Raw genomic sequence first — 17,632 nt, 5'->3', positions numbered from 1 at the left:
TTAAAATTATATTGGATCGACATTAATTATTAATTTTATTTTATTAAAATTTATAATTTTTTTAAAAATAGAAATAATATATTTTATAATAATTTGTAATCTTTTTTTAAGAAAATGTTGTAAAATAATTTGTTTTCTAAATAATCCTTTTCTTTTATTTTGTATTAATGATAAAGGACCAATAATAAAAAAATCTTTTTCATTTATATATTTAAACATAATTTTTTTTTTTAAAATATCTAAAAAATTTAATAAAATTTTCTTATTATTAGATTCTAATATTAGAATAATATGATTAGTAAAAGGAGGTAATAACATTACTTCTCTTTCTTTTAAAAGAAAATTTGATATATCAAAATATGTATTATATTTTTTAAAAATTTCTTTAATAATTTTATTTTGTGGATAATATGTTTGAATGATAATTGTTTTTTTTTTTATATCTAAATGATTATTTAATATACTAAAAATATATTGGGAAAAATATTCTATTGCTCTAAAATTTTTTGAAAAAAAAATATTATCTATATTTAAAATAATAATTAAATTATTTTTTAAAAAATAAAAATATTCTTTATATAAAATTTGAGAAGAAATTATTATAGATGGTTTATTATTTTTAATTAAAAAAGTTTGTTTTAAAAAATTTTTATTATTAATATTTAAGATTAATATTTTTGGAAATAATTTTTTTAAAAATTGAATTAATTGTTCATTTCCAACACCAATTGGTATAAAAAAATTTTTTTTACATAAAGGACAATAATTTAACATACTAATATTTTTTTTACAATATATACAATATAATTTCCATAATTTTTTATAAAAAATATAATTTTTATTACAATTAATACATTTTAATGGTTTTTTACAAAAAAAACATAAAATTAATTTTGAATAACCTTGATATTTATCATAAATAATAACTTGTTCATTATTTTCAAGACATATTTGTATTTTTTTTATTAAAATTTTAGAAAATAATTTTAAATGTAATATTTGTTTATTAATATCTAATATTATAAATTTAAAAAAATTTTTATATAATATTTTTTTATTATTTTTAAATAAAAATTTAAATTTTTTTATATTAACATTATATAATGTTTCTAAACTTAATGTTTTAGAACTTAATATTATTGGTATATTTTCTATTTTTGCTCTTAAAATAGCAATATCTCTTATATTATATTTAAATATATTTGTTTTTTTATATATAAAATTATGTTCTTCTACTAAAATAATTAATCCTAATTTTAAAAACTGTGTAAAAATAGTAAATTTTGTACCAATAACAATTGGTATTTTACCATTTTTTATATTTTCCCAAATAGATAATATTTTTTTATTTGAAAAATTTGAATATAATAAACAAATTGAAATATTTAATTTAGACATAAAATATTGATATAAATTTAAAAAATTATATTTTTGAGGTACTATTATTAGTATTTGTTTTTTTTGAGATAAAATTATTTTTATAAGATCTAAATAAATATTTATTTTTTCAAGAAAAATAATATTATCTTGTGTAATCCAAACAAAAAAATTTTGTTGAAAATATTTTTTTTGGAATAAATTTAATATATTATTTTTTTTATTTTGTATTTTAAAATTTTCTATATTTTTCAAACTATATAATTTTATTATTTTATTATTATTTGTGATATTAATTTTATTAATTTGTAAATTATCTTTTAAATTTAAAACATATTTATTTTTTTTTCTTAAAAAAATTGGTAATATTTGAAATAAAATTGATCCAATAGGAGATTTATAATATTTAGAAACTTTACTTGCAAATTTTAAAATTGAAGAATTAAAAAGTGATTTTTTATCTAAAATTTTATATAAAAATTTTAATTTTTTTATGGATATTTTAGAATAATTTTGTATTTTTATTACTATACCTATATAATTTTTTTTTTTTATAGGTACTATTACTCTGCATCCAATATAAATTGGTATATTTTTAGATAATAAATAATCAAATTTATTATAAATAATAGTGTTATTAAATACTACTTTAATGATTTTCATAATTTAAAATTTTATTTTTTATAAAATAACCTTGTAATAAAAAAATATATTTATAAAATAAATAATAGTTTTTTAAAAAAATATTATTGGTAATTTATGAAAAAAAATATTCATCCTCAGTATAATAAAATTACTATGAAATGTTCTTGTGGTAATATTATTAATACTAGATCAACTTTAAAAAATAATAAAGAATTTAATTTAGATGTTTGTAATTTATGTCATCCTTTCTATACAGGAAAACAAAAAATAACAGATACTAAAGGACGTGTAGAAAAATTTAAAAAAAGATTTAAAAATTCTAAAATATTTGAATAAAATTTTTTAAAAATATTAATCAATAATTGTTAATTACAAAAACAACATTATTGATTAATATATAATTTATATTTAATTTAATGAAATTAAATTTTATTTAATCTTTTTTTCTTTATACAATATATGTTTTCTAACATAAGGATCAAATTTTTTAATTTCTAATTTTTTTATATTTTTTTTATTTTTAGTAATAGTATAAAAATGACCAGTTTTAGCTGATGAAATTAATTTTATTAAAATACGTGTTTTTTTTGCCATAAAATTACCTTATTTTTTATATAAAAAAATATTTTCTATTCCTTTTTTATTTATTAATCTCATTCCTTTTTTTGATACTCTTATAGTTATAAATTTTTTTTCTTTTTCTAACCAAAATTTATGGTAATGAATATTTGGTAAAAATTTTCTTTTAGTAGCATTCATTGCATGAGACCGATTATTACCCTTTATAGTTTTTTTACCTGTTACTTGACAAATTTTAGTCATTTATTAATACCTTATTTTTTATAAATTTTTAAAAATTATTCATATAAATAATATGTTCATAAACTATTTTATAGTATATGAACATATTATTAAAATAAATGTTAATTATTTTTTTCAATTTTTTTATTTTTTGCTACTATAACCATAGCTGGTCTTAATAATCGATTATTAAGAAAATATCCTTTTTGTAAAATTTCTATAATATAGTTTTCTTTAATAATATCTGATTCAATAAGAGACATTGCTTGATGTTTAGAAGGATCAAAAGGTATATTAATTTCATCTATAATACTAACACCAAATTTTTTAATTAATGTTAAAAGTGATTTTAAAGTTAATTTAATACCTTCTATTATAGATAAATTAATTTCATTTTTTTTTATTATTTTTAAATTAATAGCTCTTTCTAAATTATCTATTACAGGTAATAACTCATTAATAAATTTTTCTAATGAAAATTTATAAGCTTTTTCTATATCTAATAAAGATCTACGTCTAATATTTTCAATTTCAGATTGAGAACGTAATTTTAAATCCCATATGTCGTTTTTATATTTTTTTAATTTATTTTCAAATTCAAAAATTTTAAGTTTATAATTATCATTTTTTTTTTTTAAATATTCAACATTATTTTTTTTTTCACACTTATTTATAAGTGTTTCATTTTTTATATTATTATTTTTATTTAAATCATTTAATTGATTATTATTTTTTTCCTCTATATTATTTTGTTCTATATCATTTAATAATTCATCATTTTTCATATATTATCCTTATATAATTTTTATATAAAATTTTAAAAATAGAATACTTATTATTAATAATATATTATTATATTAATAATAAATATTAAAAATTTATTAAATAATAATTAAATATAATTTAAAAATTATATTTTTAAAAAAAATATATATTATTTTATAATATATTGAAATTATCATATAAATCTATTATAATTAATAATATTTAATATTTAAATATTTTATAATGGAAAAAAAAAATATATTATTTTTAATAAAAAAATTTTTTATAATTTTTTTATTAAGGAAAAAATGAATGCAGGACTTATTTTACAAGGTTGGGAAGTAAAATCTTTAAGATTAAATAGAGTAAATATTATTAATAGTTATATAAGTTTTATATATAATAAAGTATTTGTATTTAATTTAAATATTAGTCCTACTATTACAGCTTGTAATCATATACAATATGATGATAATAGAAAAAAACAATTATTATTAAAAAAAAAAGAAATAGAATTATTAAAAAACTATATAAATTTAAAAGGTTTTACAATTGTTGTAATGGGTCTTTTTTGGAAGAAATCTTGGTGCAAATTAAAAATTGCTGTTGTTAAAGGTAAAAAAAAATACGATAAAAGAAATATTTTAAAAAATAAAGAATGGAATTTTAATAAATTACGTTTTTTAAAAAAAAATATTTAAAATTATGGGGCTGATTATGGATTTGACAAAGTTATAAAACTCTAGGAGCATGTCAAGGAACGGTAGGCCTTGTAAAAAAACCGTACAAAATAGTTGCAAATAATCAAGACTATGCTTTAGCAGCATAAAAAACTGCAAAAGCCCTATTGCTTATTATTTGCTCTTTGATAAAAAGTAAATAGGTCATAAATAAAAGAGATCGTATATAATTAGTCTAAAAATTATATATTAAAAAATTATTAGACTATATAATATTAAACTTTGTTTTGTCAGTTTATATTAATAATTTTTTAAAAGATAAAACTAAACATGTAGTTCCAAAAGTGTAGTAATTTTGGACGGGGGTTCGACTCCCCCCAGCTCCAGTAATTATTTCTTATATTTTTTTTAGTTTACGCTGGGATTTTTTTAAATATTTTTTTCTAATACGAATTGATTTTGGAGTTATTTCAACTAATTCATCATTATTAATAAAATCTATTGCTTCTTCTAATGACATTTTTTTTATAGAAATTAAATTAATAGGATTATCATTACCTGATGCTCTCATATTAGTTAATTTTTTATTAATTAAACAATTTACAGTAAGATCATTAGATTTATTATTTATTCCTATTATTTGTCCTTCATATACTTTTTCTCCTGGATTAATTAATAATTTACCCCTAGATTGTAAATTATATAAAGAAAAAGCAACAGCATAACCTTCTTTATTTGCAATTAAAACTCCATTATTTCTATTTTCAATCATATGATATTTATTAACATCATAATGACTAAAAAAAGAATTCATGATACCATTACCTGAAGTTGCATTTATAAATTCATTACGAAAACCAATTAAACCTTTACTTGAAATAATTGCTTCAATTTTTATTCTATTATTATCATTATCTAAAATAATATTATTTATAATTGCTCTTCTACGACTAATTAATTGTATTATATTACCTTTTTTATTTTGTTGAAAATCTAAAATTAATATTTCAAATGGTTCTAATTTTTTACCATCTATAATTTTAGATATAATTTGTGGTTTAGATACCAACAATTCAAATCCTTCTTTTCTCATATTTTCTATTAAAATAACTAAATGTAATTCTCCTCTACCAGAAATATGAAAAATATTATTATTTTTTGTTTTAGTAATTTTTAAAGCAACATCATTTAGGCATTCTTTTTTAATTCTATCTAATATTTTATTAGATGTTATGTGTTTTCCTTCTATTCCAGAAAATGGGGAATCATTTACATGAAATAACATACTTATTTTTGGTTTTTCTATTTTTAATTTTGGTAAAGGTATATTGTGATTAATATCACAAATAGTATCAGAAATACTTATTTCTTTAAATCCAGAACCAGCAATACCAACAATATCACCATATCTAGCACTATCACTATATATAGGTTTTAAACCTATATTAAATATAATATATAAAATTTTAATTTTTTTAAATTTTTTGTTTTTTTTTATAATAGTGACATATTGATTTTTTTTAATTTGTCCATTTTTTATTAAACCAATACAGATATTTCCTATATAATTATTATATTCTATTTGAGATATTTGCATTTGAAATGGGTGATTAATATCACCTTTAGGTGAAGGAACATGTTTGATAATAGTTTCATATACTATATCCATATTTTGTTGCATTTTATTTATATTCAATCCAGATGTTCCTTTAAGTGCAGAAGTATATATTATAGGAAAATCTAATTGTTCATCAGAAGCTTTTAAATCTATAAATAAATCAAATATTTGATTAATTACCCAATCTGGCCTAATAAATTTTCTATCTATTTTATTTATTATTACAATAGGTTTTAAATTATATGAAAAAGCTTTTAATGTAACAAATCTTGTTTGAGGCATAGGACCTTCAACAGCATCTACTAATAATAATACAGAATCTACCATTGATAAAATACGTTCTACTTCTGCTCCAAAATCTGCATGTCCTGGGGTATCAATAATATTGATTTTATAATTTTTCCAAAAAATAGATGTATTTTTTGAAAAAATAGTTATTCCTTTTTCTTTTTCTAATTCATTACTATCCATAATTCTATTTATAGAATTTTCTACAGAAATATTTTTAAAATTATCAGATTCTTGTAATAATTTATCTATTAATGTAGTTTTACCATGATCTATATGTGCAACAATAGCTATATTACGTATTTTTTTCATAAATAAATCCTAATAAAATAATATTTTAATTATTTAATTTTTTATTAAAATATAAATTTAATTTTATTTTTAATAAAATTTAAATATTTTATAATTTAATATTAATTTTATTATATGAAAAAAATAAATAATTTTAATAATATTAATTATTTAATTAATGAATATTTCAATAATTATTAACTTAATTTATAAACACTTTTTTAAATTATAAAAAAATAATTTATAAATTTTTAAAAAAAATAAATATTATAAATTTATAAAATATATAAAATTAACTATAAATAATTTTATTTAATCTATTAAATTCATATTTTTTAAATAAATATTTTAAATAATTTGTTTTTGGTGTAATTTTTAAATTTAAATGATTAAAATAATCATTATTTATAGTAATATTTGTTTTAATTTTTGTTAATTTATGATATAAAAAAACTAATTTTTTATATTTTATAAGTTTTTTTCTTATATTATTACCTGATCTAAAACTAGTGTTATTGATGATATTTATATTTTTATAAATATATTTTAAATTACCTAGTTTATTGATTAAATTTTTACTTATTTTATTTCCTATTCCTGGAACTCCAGGAATATTATCAATGGGATCACCACTTAGTGCTAATAAATCACTAATAAATTTTGGGTATACTCCATATTTTTTATATATTTCCTTCGGTCCAGAAATAGAATAGTTAATAGGATTAACTATTTTTATATTTTTATTAACTAATTGAGTTATATCTTTATCTATACTAAAAATAAAAACTAAAAAATTTTTTTTTTCAGCTTCTATTGATAAAGTACCAATAATATCATCAGCTTCTATATTATTTATATATATAACATTATATCCCATTGCCTGTATAATTTTAAATAAAGGTTTAATTTGTATAACTAAATTATCAGGCATATTTACTCTTTTTGATTTATATTTATCAAAAATTTTTTTTCTAAAAGATATTCCTTTAGTATCAAATATAATTAAAAAATAACTATTAATGTTCATTTTTATAATTTTATTAAACATTTTAATAAAACCATATATAGCACCTGTAGGATATCCTTTAGTATTCATTAAATTAGGTAAAGCATAATAAGCGCGATATAAATAAAATGATCCATCTATTAAGATTATTTTTTTTCTCATATTTATGATATAAACTATAAAATATATCTTTTTATTTTTTTAAAAGTTTTTTTATTAAATTAATATAATTTTTATAAAAATTATTATTATCACTAGAATATAAGTTAGAAAGATTAATTATAAATTTATTATTGATATATATATCAGGTACTAAATGTATACCAAATTTTTCAACTAAATCATATTCTTTTTCAAATAATATTTTTGCTATATTACTATTCCATGCTGCATGAAACATATTATCTGTTATTCCAGTATTTTTAACAAAAATTCTTTTTATAGAATTATAATCATGAATAGATGCATTTTTATGTATACCATCAAAAATTGGACCAATTACTTTATCTTCTACATTTAACATTTTAGCAACAACCCAGGCATAACCTAATACAGTAGATAAACCATCTTCTTGTCCTATTTTACCATAATGAATTTTTATAATTTTTACATTTTTTGGTATTTTATTTTTTAATTTTTTTTGATTAATACCTTTATGAAGTTCATAACAATGAGGACATAAAAATGAAAAAAATTCAACTATAACTGGTTTTTTACCAAATTCTTCAATAAATAATTTTTGTTCATCTTTTGTTAATACATCATAAAATGAAATTTGAGGGGATTTTTCAGATGCAATACAATTACTAGATGTAATTAATAATAAAAAGAACATGCTAAAAAATAATACATATTTTTTTATATTTATCATATTTTTTATCACTCTTGATTAAATAAAGGATCAAATTTAATTTTATCATTATAAACTAATTATTTATTTTAATAAAATTATTTTTTAAATAAATAATTTTTTTTTTAAATTTTATCTTTTTTTAAAAAATTAATTAAATTAATTATATCATTTGGTAAATTTGAATATAATTTAATATCCATTTTATAAAATGGATGTTTAAATTTTAAATAACAAGCATGTAAAGCTTGTCTATTAATTATTTTATTAATTTTATTTTTATAAAAATTATTAATTATATAAGTATTTTTAGATTTTTTATAAATTGTATCTCCAACAATACTATGGCTAATATATGATAAATGAACTCTAATTTGATGTGTTCTTCCTGTTTTTAGTCTAATTCTTAAATGAGTATGGTTTTTAAAAATATTTTTTATAAAATATTCTGTTATTGCTCTTTTACCTAATAAATGAATTTTCATATAAATATTATTTTTTTTATATATACGTTTTATTGGATAATTAATTATCCCATTTTTTTTAATTATTCCATTTACAATAGTTTCATATTCTCTAATAATATTATGTTTTTTTAATTCTTTTTTTAAAAACATATATGAATTCATATTTTTTGCTATAATCATCAATCCTGTAGTATTTTTATCTAATCTATGTATAATACCTGCTCTAGGTATATCTCTTAAATGTGGATAATAAAATAATAAAGAATTGAAAATAGTATTATTTTCATTTTTATTACCCGGATGTACAACTAAATTAGTTATTTTATTTATAACTAAAATATATTTATCATTATAAACTATATTTAAATTTAAATTTTGTGCTTTCCATATATTATTTTTATTTAAAATAGTAGTATTAAAATTAATTATATCTCCTAAAAAAATTTTTTTTTAGGAATATTTATTATATTATTATTTATTTTTACATTATTATTATTTATAATTTTTTTTATTTGTGATCTTGAAAATTGTATAATTTTTTTAGTAAGAAATACGTCTAATCTTTGTCTATTATATATTGAACAAACTCTTAATGTTAAATTTATATATTTCATATGTTTAATATTTTAATATTAAAAACTAATTTAGTATATATTAATATAATATGTTAATTTTTTAAAAGAATAAAATGAAAATTTTTATAAAAAACAAATTTTTTTTTATTAATATTTTAATATGTATATTATTAGTATTTACAACTAATTGTGAATATTATACAATCTTAAAAAAAAAAAATTTAAATAATTCATTAAAGTATGGATATTTAGAAGCAATAAAAACCTTAACTGATAAAAAATATAATAAAGCTTTAATAAAATTTAGTAATTTATATATTAATTATCCATATAATATGTATACTGAAAAAATTCTAGTTTATTTAACTTATTTAAATTATCTTCATAAAGATTTTTTAAATGTTTTAGAATTATCAGAAGAATTTATAAAATCATATAATTCATCTGCATTTGTTAGTTATGTTCTTTATGTTAGAATTTTATCAGAAATAACTTTAGATTCTAATACTTTAATACAAAATTTATTTAGAATAAATAGAAATAATTGTAATCCTTTTTATACTCAATTAGCTATTAATGATACAAAAATATTTATTAAAAATTTTCCTGAAAATATATATACTACTCTTTTAAAAAAAAAATTGATTAATATGGAAAAAAGAATACAACTATTTGAGTTAAATATTATAAATTTTTTTTTAAAAAAAAAAAATTATATAGCAACTATTAATAGATGTTTAATTTTTTTAAAAAAATATCCTTATAGTAAAAATATATATTTTGTTAAAAAAATTTTAAAACATTCATATAATAAAATACTTTAAAAAATAGAATATAAAAAAACTTAATATTATTAAAATATTAAGTTTTTTAAATTGTTATTTTAAAATTTCTATATTTTTTATTAATAATTTTTTAATTTTATTAAAAATATCTATTATTTTTGTTTTTTTATCTTCATCAATTAATATGATTAATTCATTAATATGATCGAAATATTTTTTAATTTTTTTAATATTATTTGGAGAATTTTCAATTAAATTAAAATATAATTTTGGATTTGTTAAAAAAAAATTTTTTAAAATTAATGAATTTAAATAATATATAGGTTTTGATAAAATATAAACTTTATTTAATGATATTTTTGTTTTTTTTAAAAAAATACTATATATTAATGTAAAAAAATATTTTAATGATTCTATAAAAAAAATATATTTATCATGTTCTATTATATTCATATGTTTAATTTTTAATCCCCAAATTTCTATTTGTTTTAAAAACCAAACATAAGATTTTTCTTTATGACCATAACAATATATGATTGATTCCTTAAATAAAAAATTTTTTTGATAATTAAATAAATAATATAAACCTAAAACAGGTCCTTTATATATTTTTAGTATTTTTATCATAAATATTTCTTTTATAGGAGATAAATCAATTAAAATACAATTTTTAGGTAAAAAATATAATTTTTTAATTAATTTCTCAAAAAAAAATTTTGATATATCTAAAATAATCATACCTATATTTTTAAATAAATAAATAATATTATTAATATTAATTTTTTTTTCCTCTATATAATTAACATCATATCCAGTTATAGTTAACATTTCTTTAAATAAAATACTTATTTTTTTATTATGACTAATAATTAATATTTTTGGAAAATTAGGTTTTACTTTTTTAAATATTTTTATTTTTTCATATGAATATGATTCATTAAAAATACGATAAAAGATGTCTTCAATAAAATTAGGAGATATTCCTATTTTTTTTGCTTCTTTTTTTTTTAAATTAATTATATATTTTTCTCTTTGTGGAACATAAAGTGATAAACCATATTTATTTTTTATTAATCCTATTTTTTTTACTAATTTTAATCTTTTTGATAAAATATTTAATAATTTTAAATCTAAAATATCAATTTCTTTACGTAATAAATTTAGTTTATTTAACATATTTTTTATAATTATATATTATTAATATTATTTTATAATAAACGTTGTTTAAGAATTAAATTTAATTCATTATTAATTTTATACAAAATATTTTTTGTTGTTTGTAAATTTATACATCCATCTGTAATTGATACTCCATATTTTAATTGTTTATAATTTTGAATATTTAAAATTTGATTTCCTTCGTTAATATAACTTTCAAGCATTATACCTATAATAGAATTATTTCCTTCTTTAATTTGTGAAATTATTGATTGAATAACTAAAATTTGTTTTTTAAAATCTTTATTAGAATTGCCATGACTACAATCAATCATTATTTTAGGTTTTAAATTTACTTTTAATAAAGCTTTTTCACATTCTAATACATTAGATTTATAATAATTAGGTTTTTGTCCTCCTCTTAAAATAATATGACAATTTTTATTTCCTTTTGTATCAACAATACAAATTTTACCATTTTTATCTAAACTAATAAAATGATGTTCTATCGCAGAAGCCTGAATTGCATTTATAGCAGAAAAAATATTACCATTTATATTATTTTTAAAACCTACAGGGATTTTAACTAACGAAGCTATTTCTCTATGTATTTGTGATTCTACGGTACGTGCCCCAATAGCTATCCAACTTAAAAGATCATCAAGATAATTTAATGTATTTGGATCTAATATTTCTGTTGCTAATGGGATATTATTTTTAATTAACTTAATTAATAATTTTCGTGCTAAATATAATCCTTTATTTATATTAAAAGAATGATCCATATATGGATCATTAATTAATCCTTTCCATCCTAAAATAGTTCTAGGTTTTTCAAAATATACTCTCATAACAAGATATATATTATTATTAATTTTAGAAAACATTTTTTTTAAAAATTTACTATATTCTATTGCTTCATCAATATTATGAATAGAACAAGGACCACAAATAATTAATAATCTATGATCTTTACCTAAAATAATATTTGATATAATTTCACGTGAATTTAATATTTGTTTTTTTTTTTCTTGAGATATTGGTAATTTATTTTTTAATTCTTCAGGAGTTATTAAATATCTTTTATTTTTAAAATAAATGTCTTTCATAATAAAATATCCATAGATAAAAATATTATTGCATAAAAATAACATATTTATTCTATAAAATTCAATTTAATTTATTTAAATTTTAAACTTCAATAAAATTTAATTTTATACTTAAAATATTACAAATTTTCTTTATAATAATAAATTTATAATTTATATAAATTATAATTAGGAAAATTATATATGAATAAATTAATACAAAAAAATTTAATAGAATCTATACAATTAGATAAATTTGCGGAACATGCCTATTTAAATTATTCTATTTATGTAATATCTGATCGAGCATTACCTCATATTGGTGATGGTTTGAAACCAGTACAAAGAAGAATTATATATGCTATGTCTGAATTAGGATTAAAATCTTCATGTAAATTTAAAAAATCAGCTAGAACTATTGGTGATGTTATTGGTAAATATCATCCTCATGGAGATGTAGCATGTTATGAAGCAATGGTATTAATGGCACAATCATTTTCTTATAGATATCCTTTAATAGAAGGTCAGGGTAATTGGGGATCTCAAGATGATCCTAAATCATTTGCTGCAATGAGATATACAGAAGCTCGTTTATCAAAATATTCTAATATATTATTACATGAAGTAGAAAAAGGTACTGTAAAATTTATACCTAATTTTGATGGAACATTATTTGAACCTAAAATATTACCTGCATGTTTACCTAATATTATTTTAAATGGGTCAACAGGTATAGCAGTAGGTATGTCAACAGATATTCCTCCTCATAATATTAAAGAAATTTCTAATGCAATAATTAAATTAATTGACTATCCTAAAATAAAATTAAATGAAATTTTAAAAATAGTTCAAGGTCCTGATTTTCCTACTGGAAGTGAAATTATAACCTCTAAAGATGAAATTTATAAAATATATGAAAAAGGTAGAGGTTCTATCAAATTAAGAGCATCATGGGAAATAAAAGATAATAAAGTTATTATTACATCATTACCTTATCAGATTTCTGGAATACGTATTATTGAACAAATTACTACACAAATGAGAAGTAAAAAATTACCAATGATTGAGGAAATTAGAGATGAATCTGATTATGAAAATCCTACTAGAATAGTTATTGTTATTCGTAATAATTTTAATTATTTAAAAATAGAACAAATTATGTATCATTTATTCTTTCTTACTGATTTAGAAAAAAGTTATCGAATTAATTTGAACATGATAGGTTTAAATAATAAACCTGCTGTAAAGAATTTAATAGAAATATTATCAGAATGGATTATATTTAGACGAAAAATAGTAAAAAAACGTTTAAATTTTCATTTAAAAAAAATATATAAAAGATTACATATAATTACAGGACTATTAATTGTTTATGCTAATTTAGAAGAATTTATAAAAATTATTCGTTTAAATCCAAAACCTAATCATATTTTTAAAAAAAAGTTTAATCTTACTGATATACAAGTTGAAACATTATTAAATTTTAAATTACGTTTTATTTCTTTTATAGAAAAAAAAAAATTAATAGATGAAAAAAAAAAATTAGAAATAGAATATAAAAATATTGAAAAAATATTATTTTCTAAAAAAAATATGAATATTTTTTTAAAAAAAGAAATATTATTAGCTGCAGATAATTATGGAAATACACGTCGTTCAATATTTAAAAAAAGAAAAGAAGCAAAATTATTAAATGAATCTGAATTAATCCCAAATGAACCAGTTACAATTATTTTATCTAAAATGGGATGGATTAGATGCGCAAAAGGTCATACAATAGATCCTTTAAATTTAAATTATAAATCAGGAGATTCTTTTTTACTTTCAGTAAAGGGTAAAAAAAATCAAACTATAGTAGTTTTAGATTCTAAAGGACGTAGTTATAGTATTGATCCATTTTCTTTACCTGCTGCACGTAGTAGTGGAGAACCTTTAAATGGAAAATTAAATATTCCTCAAGGATCTATTATTAAAAATTTATTAATGGAATCTAACAATAAAGAAATTATTCTTTCTTCTAGCTCTGGTTATGGTTTTATATGTAAATTTCATGAATTAATAGCATGTAATAGAAATGGTAAATTATCTATCATCTTATCAGAAAATTCAGAAATATTGCCTCCATTAGTAATTAAAAATAAAAATAACAAAATATTAGTTATTTCTTATTTAAATAAATTTTTATTATTTTCTATAAGTGAAATTCCTAGATTATCTCGTGGGAGAGGTAACAGATTAATTTTTATTAATAATAAAGATTTTATTGAAAAAAAAGATAAATTGAAATGGATCTTTCTTATAAGTAAAAATTCTATAATTTACATAAAAACAAAAAGTGAAATATTTAAATTAAATTATAAAAAATTAAAAATTTTCCTTTCAGTTAAAGGAGAAAAAGGATTTTTATATAAAAATATTAAAAATATTAAAGATATTTTTATAAAATAAAATATAATAATATTAATTATAAAATAATTTAGTTTTTAAAAAATGTTTATATAAACTATAAAATTATTTAAATCATAAAATATTTTTCATGTTACAATAAATCTAAAAATAAATTTAAAATTATAAAAATAATATTTTATGTAAAAAATATTATTATTTATTTTAAATTATTTATAATCTTTTATTAAAAAAATTTATTTAAGATAAAAAATAAATATATTGAATAATATAATTTAAATAATAATATTATTATTATATTTTTTTTTATAGAAATTAAAAATATATATTTATTCATATTTTTATATTTTAAAATTTTAGGTGGTTTAATAATATGAGAGTATTGAAATTTGGTGGAACATCTTTAAAAAATGCAGAAAGATTTTTATTAGTAACTGATATAGTTAATCGTATTTATTTAAAAAATGAAAAAGTAGCTGTTGTTTTATCTGCTCCTGCAAATATTACAAATATTTTAGAAATAATGATAGAAAAATCTATAAAAAAAAAAAATTATAAACAAGATATAATTTATATAAAAAATTTTTTTATAAAAATAATTAATAATTTTAAAAAAAAGATAAAAAATCTAGATATTAATATTATAAATCATAAAATAAATAAAATTATTAATAAAATAGAAAAATTATTAAATGGTATTAATTTACTTAATTATTGTCCTGATATTATTAAAGCAAAAATTTTATCAAAAGGTGAAAAGTTTTCTATTGTTTTATTAGAACAATTATTAATAATAAAAAAATATAAAATATTTATAATTTCTCCTAATAAATATTTGTTAGCATATGGAAATTATTTAGAATCTACAATAGATATTGATCTAACTTCAAAAAATATTCAAAGTATTAATTTAACAAATATTGATATAATATTAATGCCTGGATTTTCTGCTGTTAATAAAAAAAAACAAACAGTTTTATTAGGTAGAAATGGGTCTGATTATTCTGCTGCAATATTAGCCGTTTGTTTAAAAGCTAAACTTTGTGAAATTTGGACTGATGTAAATGGTATTTATACAGCAGATCCAAATGTTATACCAAACACCCAACTATTAAAATTTATTACTTATAAAGAAGCTATAACATTAGCATATTTTGGTGCAAAAGTTATTCATTATAAAACTTTAGCTCCAATGTTAAAAAATAATATTCCTTGTATTATTAAAAATATAATTAATTTAAACTCAGATGGCACTATAATTAATAATTTTAATATTAAAAAATATATTTTACCAAAAATTAAAGGAATTACAGAATTAAAAAATATATCAATATTAAATATTAATGGTGATAAAAATAAACAAATTAAAAGTATTATATCAAGAATACTATCTTTTATATTTAATTTAAAAATATCTATTTATTTTATTACTCAATCTTCAGAAGATTGTAATATTAATATTTTACTATTAAATAAAAATTTAAATAATTTAAAAAATTTATTAGAAGATGAATTTTATTTAGAATTAAAATATAATTTAATTAAATCAATTAAAATAATTAAAAATTTGTCATTAATTACATTAGTAAATAATAATATTAATCATTCTACAAATATAATTTCTAAATTTTTAAATATTTTTAAAATAACAAATACTAATATATTTGCTATATCACAAAATATTTTTCAAAATTATATCTCTGTTGCGATAAAAGAAAAATATGCAAAAAATATTATAGAAATAACACATAAAATATTATTTCATAAAGAAAAAATATTAGAAATTTTTTTAATAGGTACTGGAAGTATTGGGAGTACTTTATTAGAACAAATTTATAAAAATAAATGTTATTTTAAAAATAAAAATATTTTTTTAAAAATTTGTAGTATTACAAATACAAAAAATTTTTTATTTGATTTTAATGGTCTTAAAATAAAAAATTGGAAAAATGAAATTAAAAATAATAATTATAATAATATAATAAAACAATTATTAAAAAAATCTAAAAAATATAAATTTATTAACCCTGTAATTATTGATTGTACTTCTTCAGAAGAAATTGCAGATCAATATATAAATTTTCTAAATCATGGTTTTAATATAATTGCTACTAATAAAAAAGCAAACTCTACCACAATAGAATATTATAATCAAATACGTTTTACAGCAAGTAAATTAAATTTAAAATTTTATTATGAAACGAATGTTGGTGCCGGTTTACCAGTTATTAATACATTACAAAATATTTTAAAAACAGGTGATAAAATTAATAATTTTATTGGTATATTATCTGGTTCACTTTCTTTTATTTTTGGTAAATTAGAAGAAGGGATTAATTTATCTCAATCAATAATAATGGCTCAAAAAATGGGTTTTACAGAACCAGATCCTAGAACAGATCTTACAGGAATAGATGTAGCTAGAAAATTACTTATATTAGCTAGAGAAATTGGTTTTAATATAGAATTAAATGATATTATTATTGAACCTATTATACCTGATAAATTTAATAAACAAAAATCTCTTACAGAATTTTTTCAATCTTTATCAGAAATAGATAAAATTTATATAAAAAAAATTCAAAAAGCAAAAAAAGATAATAAAGTATTACGTTATATTGGAAGTATAAATTCACAAGGGGTATGTAAAGTAAAAATTATAGAAATTAATAATAATCATCCTTTTTTTGAAATAAAAAATGGAGAAAATTCTTTTGCTTTTTATACCAATTATTATAAACCATATCCACTAATACTAAGAGGATATGGTGCAGGTAATGATGTTACTGCTGCAGGAGTATTAATTGATCTATTACGTTTAATTTAATTAAA

At 16.7% G+C, this 17,632-nt stretch carries 16 protein-coding genes and 1 other RNA gene; 6 read left to right on the top strand and 11 right to left on the bottom strand.

All coding sequences use genetic code 11. From position 1 onward, the window contains the following. Positions 1–6: 6 nt before the first annotated feature. Entirely contained in the window at positions 7–2,040 is a 2,034-nt protein-coding gene (priA, locus tag GJU05_RS01995) for a replication restart helicase PriA (RefSeq protein WP_208753860.1), read from the bottom strand. 96 nt (positions 2,041–2,136) lie between these two features. On the opposite strand from priA, the gene rpmE reads away from it, so the two are divergent. Continuing rightward, the gene (gene rpmE, locus GJU05_RS01990; RefSeq protein ID WP_168893216.1) at positions 2,137–2,358 is read left to right on the top strand and encodes a 50S ribosomal protein L31; all 222 of its coding nucleotides are present in this window, start codon (positions 2,137–2,139) and stop codon (positions 2,356–2,358) included. A 93-nt stretch (positions 2,359–2,451) separates the two neighbouring features. Here rpmE and rpmG read toward each other — a convergent pair whose 3' ends face one another. The 3 genes from rpmG to grpE form a co-directional block, all read right to left on the bottom strand. Continuing rightward, complete coding sequence (gene rpmG / locus GJU05_RS01985) at positions 2,452–2,616, bottom strand: 50S ribosomal protein L33 (RefSeq protein WP_208753859.1); 165 nt, start codon at positions 2,614–2,616, stop codon at positions 2,452–2,454. Positions 2,617–2,625: 9 nt separating this feature from the next. Beyond that, positions 2,626–2,844, bottom strand: coding sequence for a 50S ribosomal protein L28 (rpmB, locus tag GJU05_RS01980; protein ID WP_208753858.1), 219 nt, complete (start codon positions 2,842–2,844; stop codon positions 2,626–2,628). Positions 2,845–2,945: 101 nt separating this feature from the next. Next, positions 2,946–3,608: a nucleotide exchange factor GrpE gene (grpE, locus tag GJU05_RS01975; protein WP_208753857.1), complete on the bottom strand. Its 663-nt coding sequence runs from the start codon at positions 3,606–3,608 to the stop codon at positions 2,946–2,948. Positions 3,609–3,821: 213 nt separating this feature from the next. On the opposite strand from grpE, the gene smpB reads away from it, so the two are divergent. Together smpB and ssrA are read left to right on the top strand one after the other, a co-directional pair. Continuing rightward, the gene (gene smpB / locus GJU05_RS01970) at positions 3,822–4,289 is read left to right on the top strand and encodes an SsrA-binding protein SmpB (protein ID WP_208753950.1); all 468 of its coding nucleotides are present in this window, start codon (positions 3,822–3,824) and stop codon (positions 4,287–4,289) included. 6 nt (positions 4,290–4,295) lie between these two features. Then, positions 4,296–4,657, top strand: a transfer-messenger RNA (tmRNA) gene (gene ssrA / locus GJU05_RS01965). A gap of 8 nt (positions 4,658–4,665) precedes the next feature. Here the strand turns inward: ssrA and typA are convergent. The 5 genes from typA to GJU05_RS01940 all read right to left on the bottom strand — a co-directional run bounded on the left by typA (position 4,666) and on the right by GJU05_RS01940 (position 9,402). Beyond that, entirely contained in the window at positions 4,666–6,486 is a 1,821-nt protein-coding gene (typA, locus tag GJU05_RS01960; RefSeq protein ID WP_208753856.1) for a translational GTPase TypA, read from the bottom strand. Between the two features lie 271 nt (positions 6,487–6,757). Further along, the gene (locus GJU05_RS01955; protein WP_208753855.1) at positions 6,758–7,633 is read right to left on the bottom strand and encodes a 5'-3' exonuclease; all 876 of its coding nucleotides are present in this window, start codon (positions 7,631–7,633) and stop codon (positions 6,758–6,760) included. A 31-nt stretch (positions 7,634–7,664) separates the two neighbouring features. Beyond that, the gene (locus tag GJU05_RS01950; RefSeq protein WP_208753854.1) at positions 7,665–8,342 is read right to left on the bottom strand and encodes a DsbA family protein; all 678 of its coding nucleotides are present in this window, start codon (positions 8,340–8,342) and stop codon (positions 7,665–7,667) included. Positions 8,343–8,446: 104 nt separating this feature from the next. Further along, a complete protein-coding gene (locus GJU05_RS01945) occupies positions 8,447–9,178 on the bottom strand; it encodes an RluA family pseudouridine synthase (protein WP_246228889.1) in 732 nt (243 codons plus the stop codon). Positions 9,179–9,222: 44 nt separating this feature from the next. After that, on the bottom strand, positions 9,223–9,402 hold the full coding sequence (locus GJU05_RS01940; protein ID WP_208753853.1) for a S4 domain-containing protein: 180 nt from the start codon (positions 9,400–9,402) through the stop codon (positions 9,223–9,225). Positions 9,403–9,476: 74 nt separating this feature from the next. On the opposite strand from GJU05_RS01940, the gene bamD reads away from it, so the two are divergent. After that, the gene (gene bamD / locus GJU05_RS01935) at positions 9,477–10,187 is read left to right on the top strand and encodes an outer membrane protein assembly factor BamD (protein WP_208753852.1); all 711 of its coding nucleotides are present in this window, start codon (positions 9,477–9,479) and stop codon (positions 10,185–10,187) included. A gap of 54 nt (positions 10,188–10,241) precedes the next feature. Here the strand turns inward: bamD and tyrA are convergent, their stop codons facing one another. Both tyrA and GJU05_RS01925 read right to left on the bottom strand, forming a co-directional pair. Continuing rightward, the gene (gene tyrA / locus GJU05_RS01930) at positions 10,242–11,324 is read right to left on the bottom strand and encodes a bifunctional chorismate mutase/prephenate dehydrogenase (RefSeq protein ID WP_208753851.1); all 1,083 of its coding nucleotides are present in this window, start codon (positions 11,322–11,324) and stop codon (positions 10,242–10,244) included. Between the two features lie 32 nt (positions 11,325–11,356). Then, positions 11,357–12,415 carry a 3-deoxy-7-phosphoheptulonate synthase gene (locus tag GJU05_RS01925; RefSeq protein WP_208753850.1) on the bottom strand — a complete coding sequence of 353 codons (1,059 nt, stop codon included), beginning with the start codon at positions 12,413–12,415 and terminating at the stop codon, positions 11,357–11,359. 183 nt (positions 12,416–12,598) lie between these two features. Between GJU05_RS01925 and parC the strand changes: the two genes are divergently transcribed. Both parC and thrA read left to right on the top strand, forming a co-directional pair. After that, positions 12,599–14,842: a DNA topoisomerase IV subunit A gene (parC, locus tag GJU05_RS01920; protein WP_208753849.1), complete on the top strand. Its 2,244-nt coding sequence runs from the start codon at positions 12,599–12,601 to the stop codon at positions 14,840–14,842. Positions 14,843–15,173: 331 nt separating this feature from the next. After that, a complete protein-coding gene (thrA, locus tag GJU05_RS01915) occupies positions 15,174–17,627 on the top strand; it encodes a bifunctional aspartate kinase/homoserine dehydrogenase I (RefSeq protein WP_208753848.1) in 2,454 nt (817 codons plus the stop codon). Positions 17,628–17,632: the final 5 nt, after the last annotated feature.

It is taken from the genome of Enterobacteriaceae endosymbiont of Donacia fulgens, assembly GCF_012567545.1.
Taxonomy (GTDB): Bacteria; Pseudomonadota; Gammaproteobacteria; order Enterobacterales; family Enterobacteriaceae.
The sequence above is the reverse complement of the archived record's forward strand: the minus strand, read 5'-3'. Positions and strand labels throughout refer to the sequence as shown.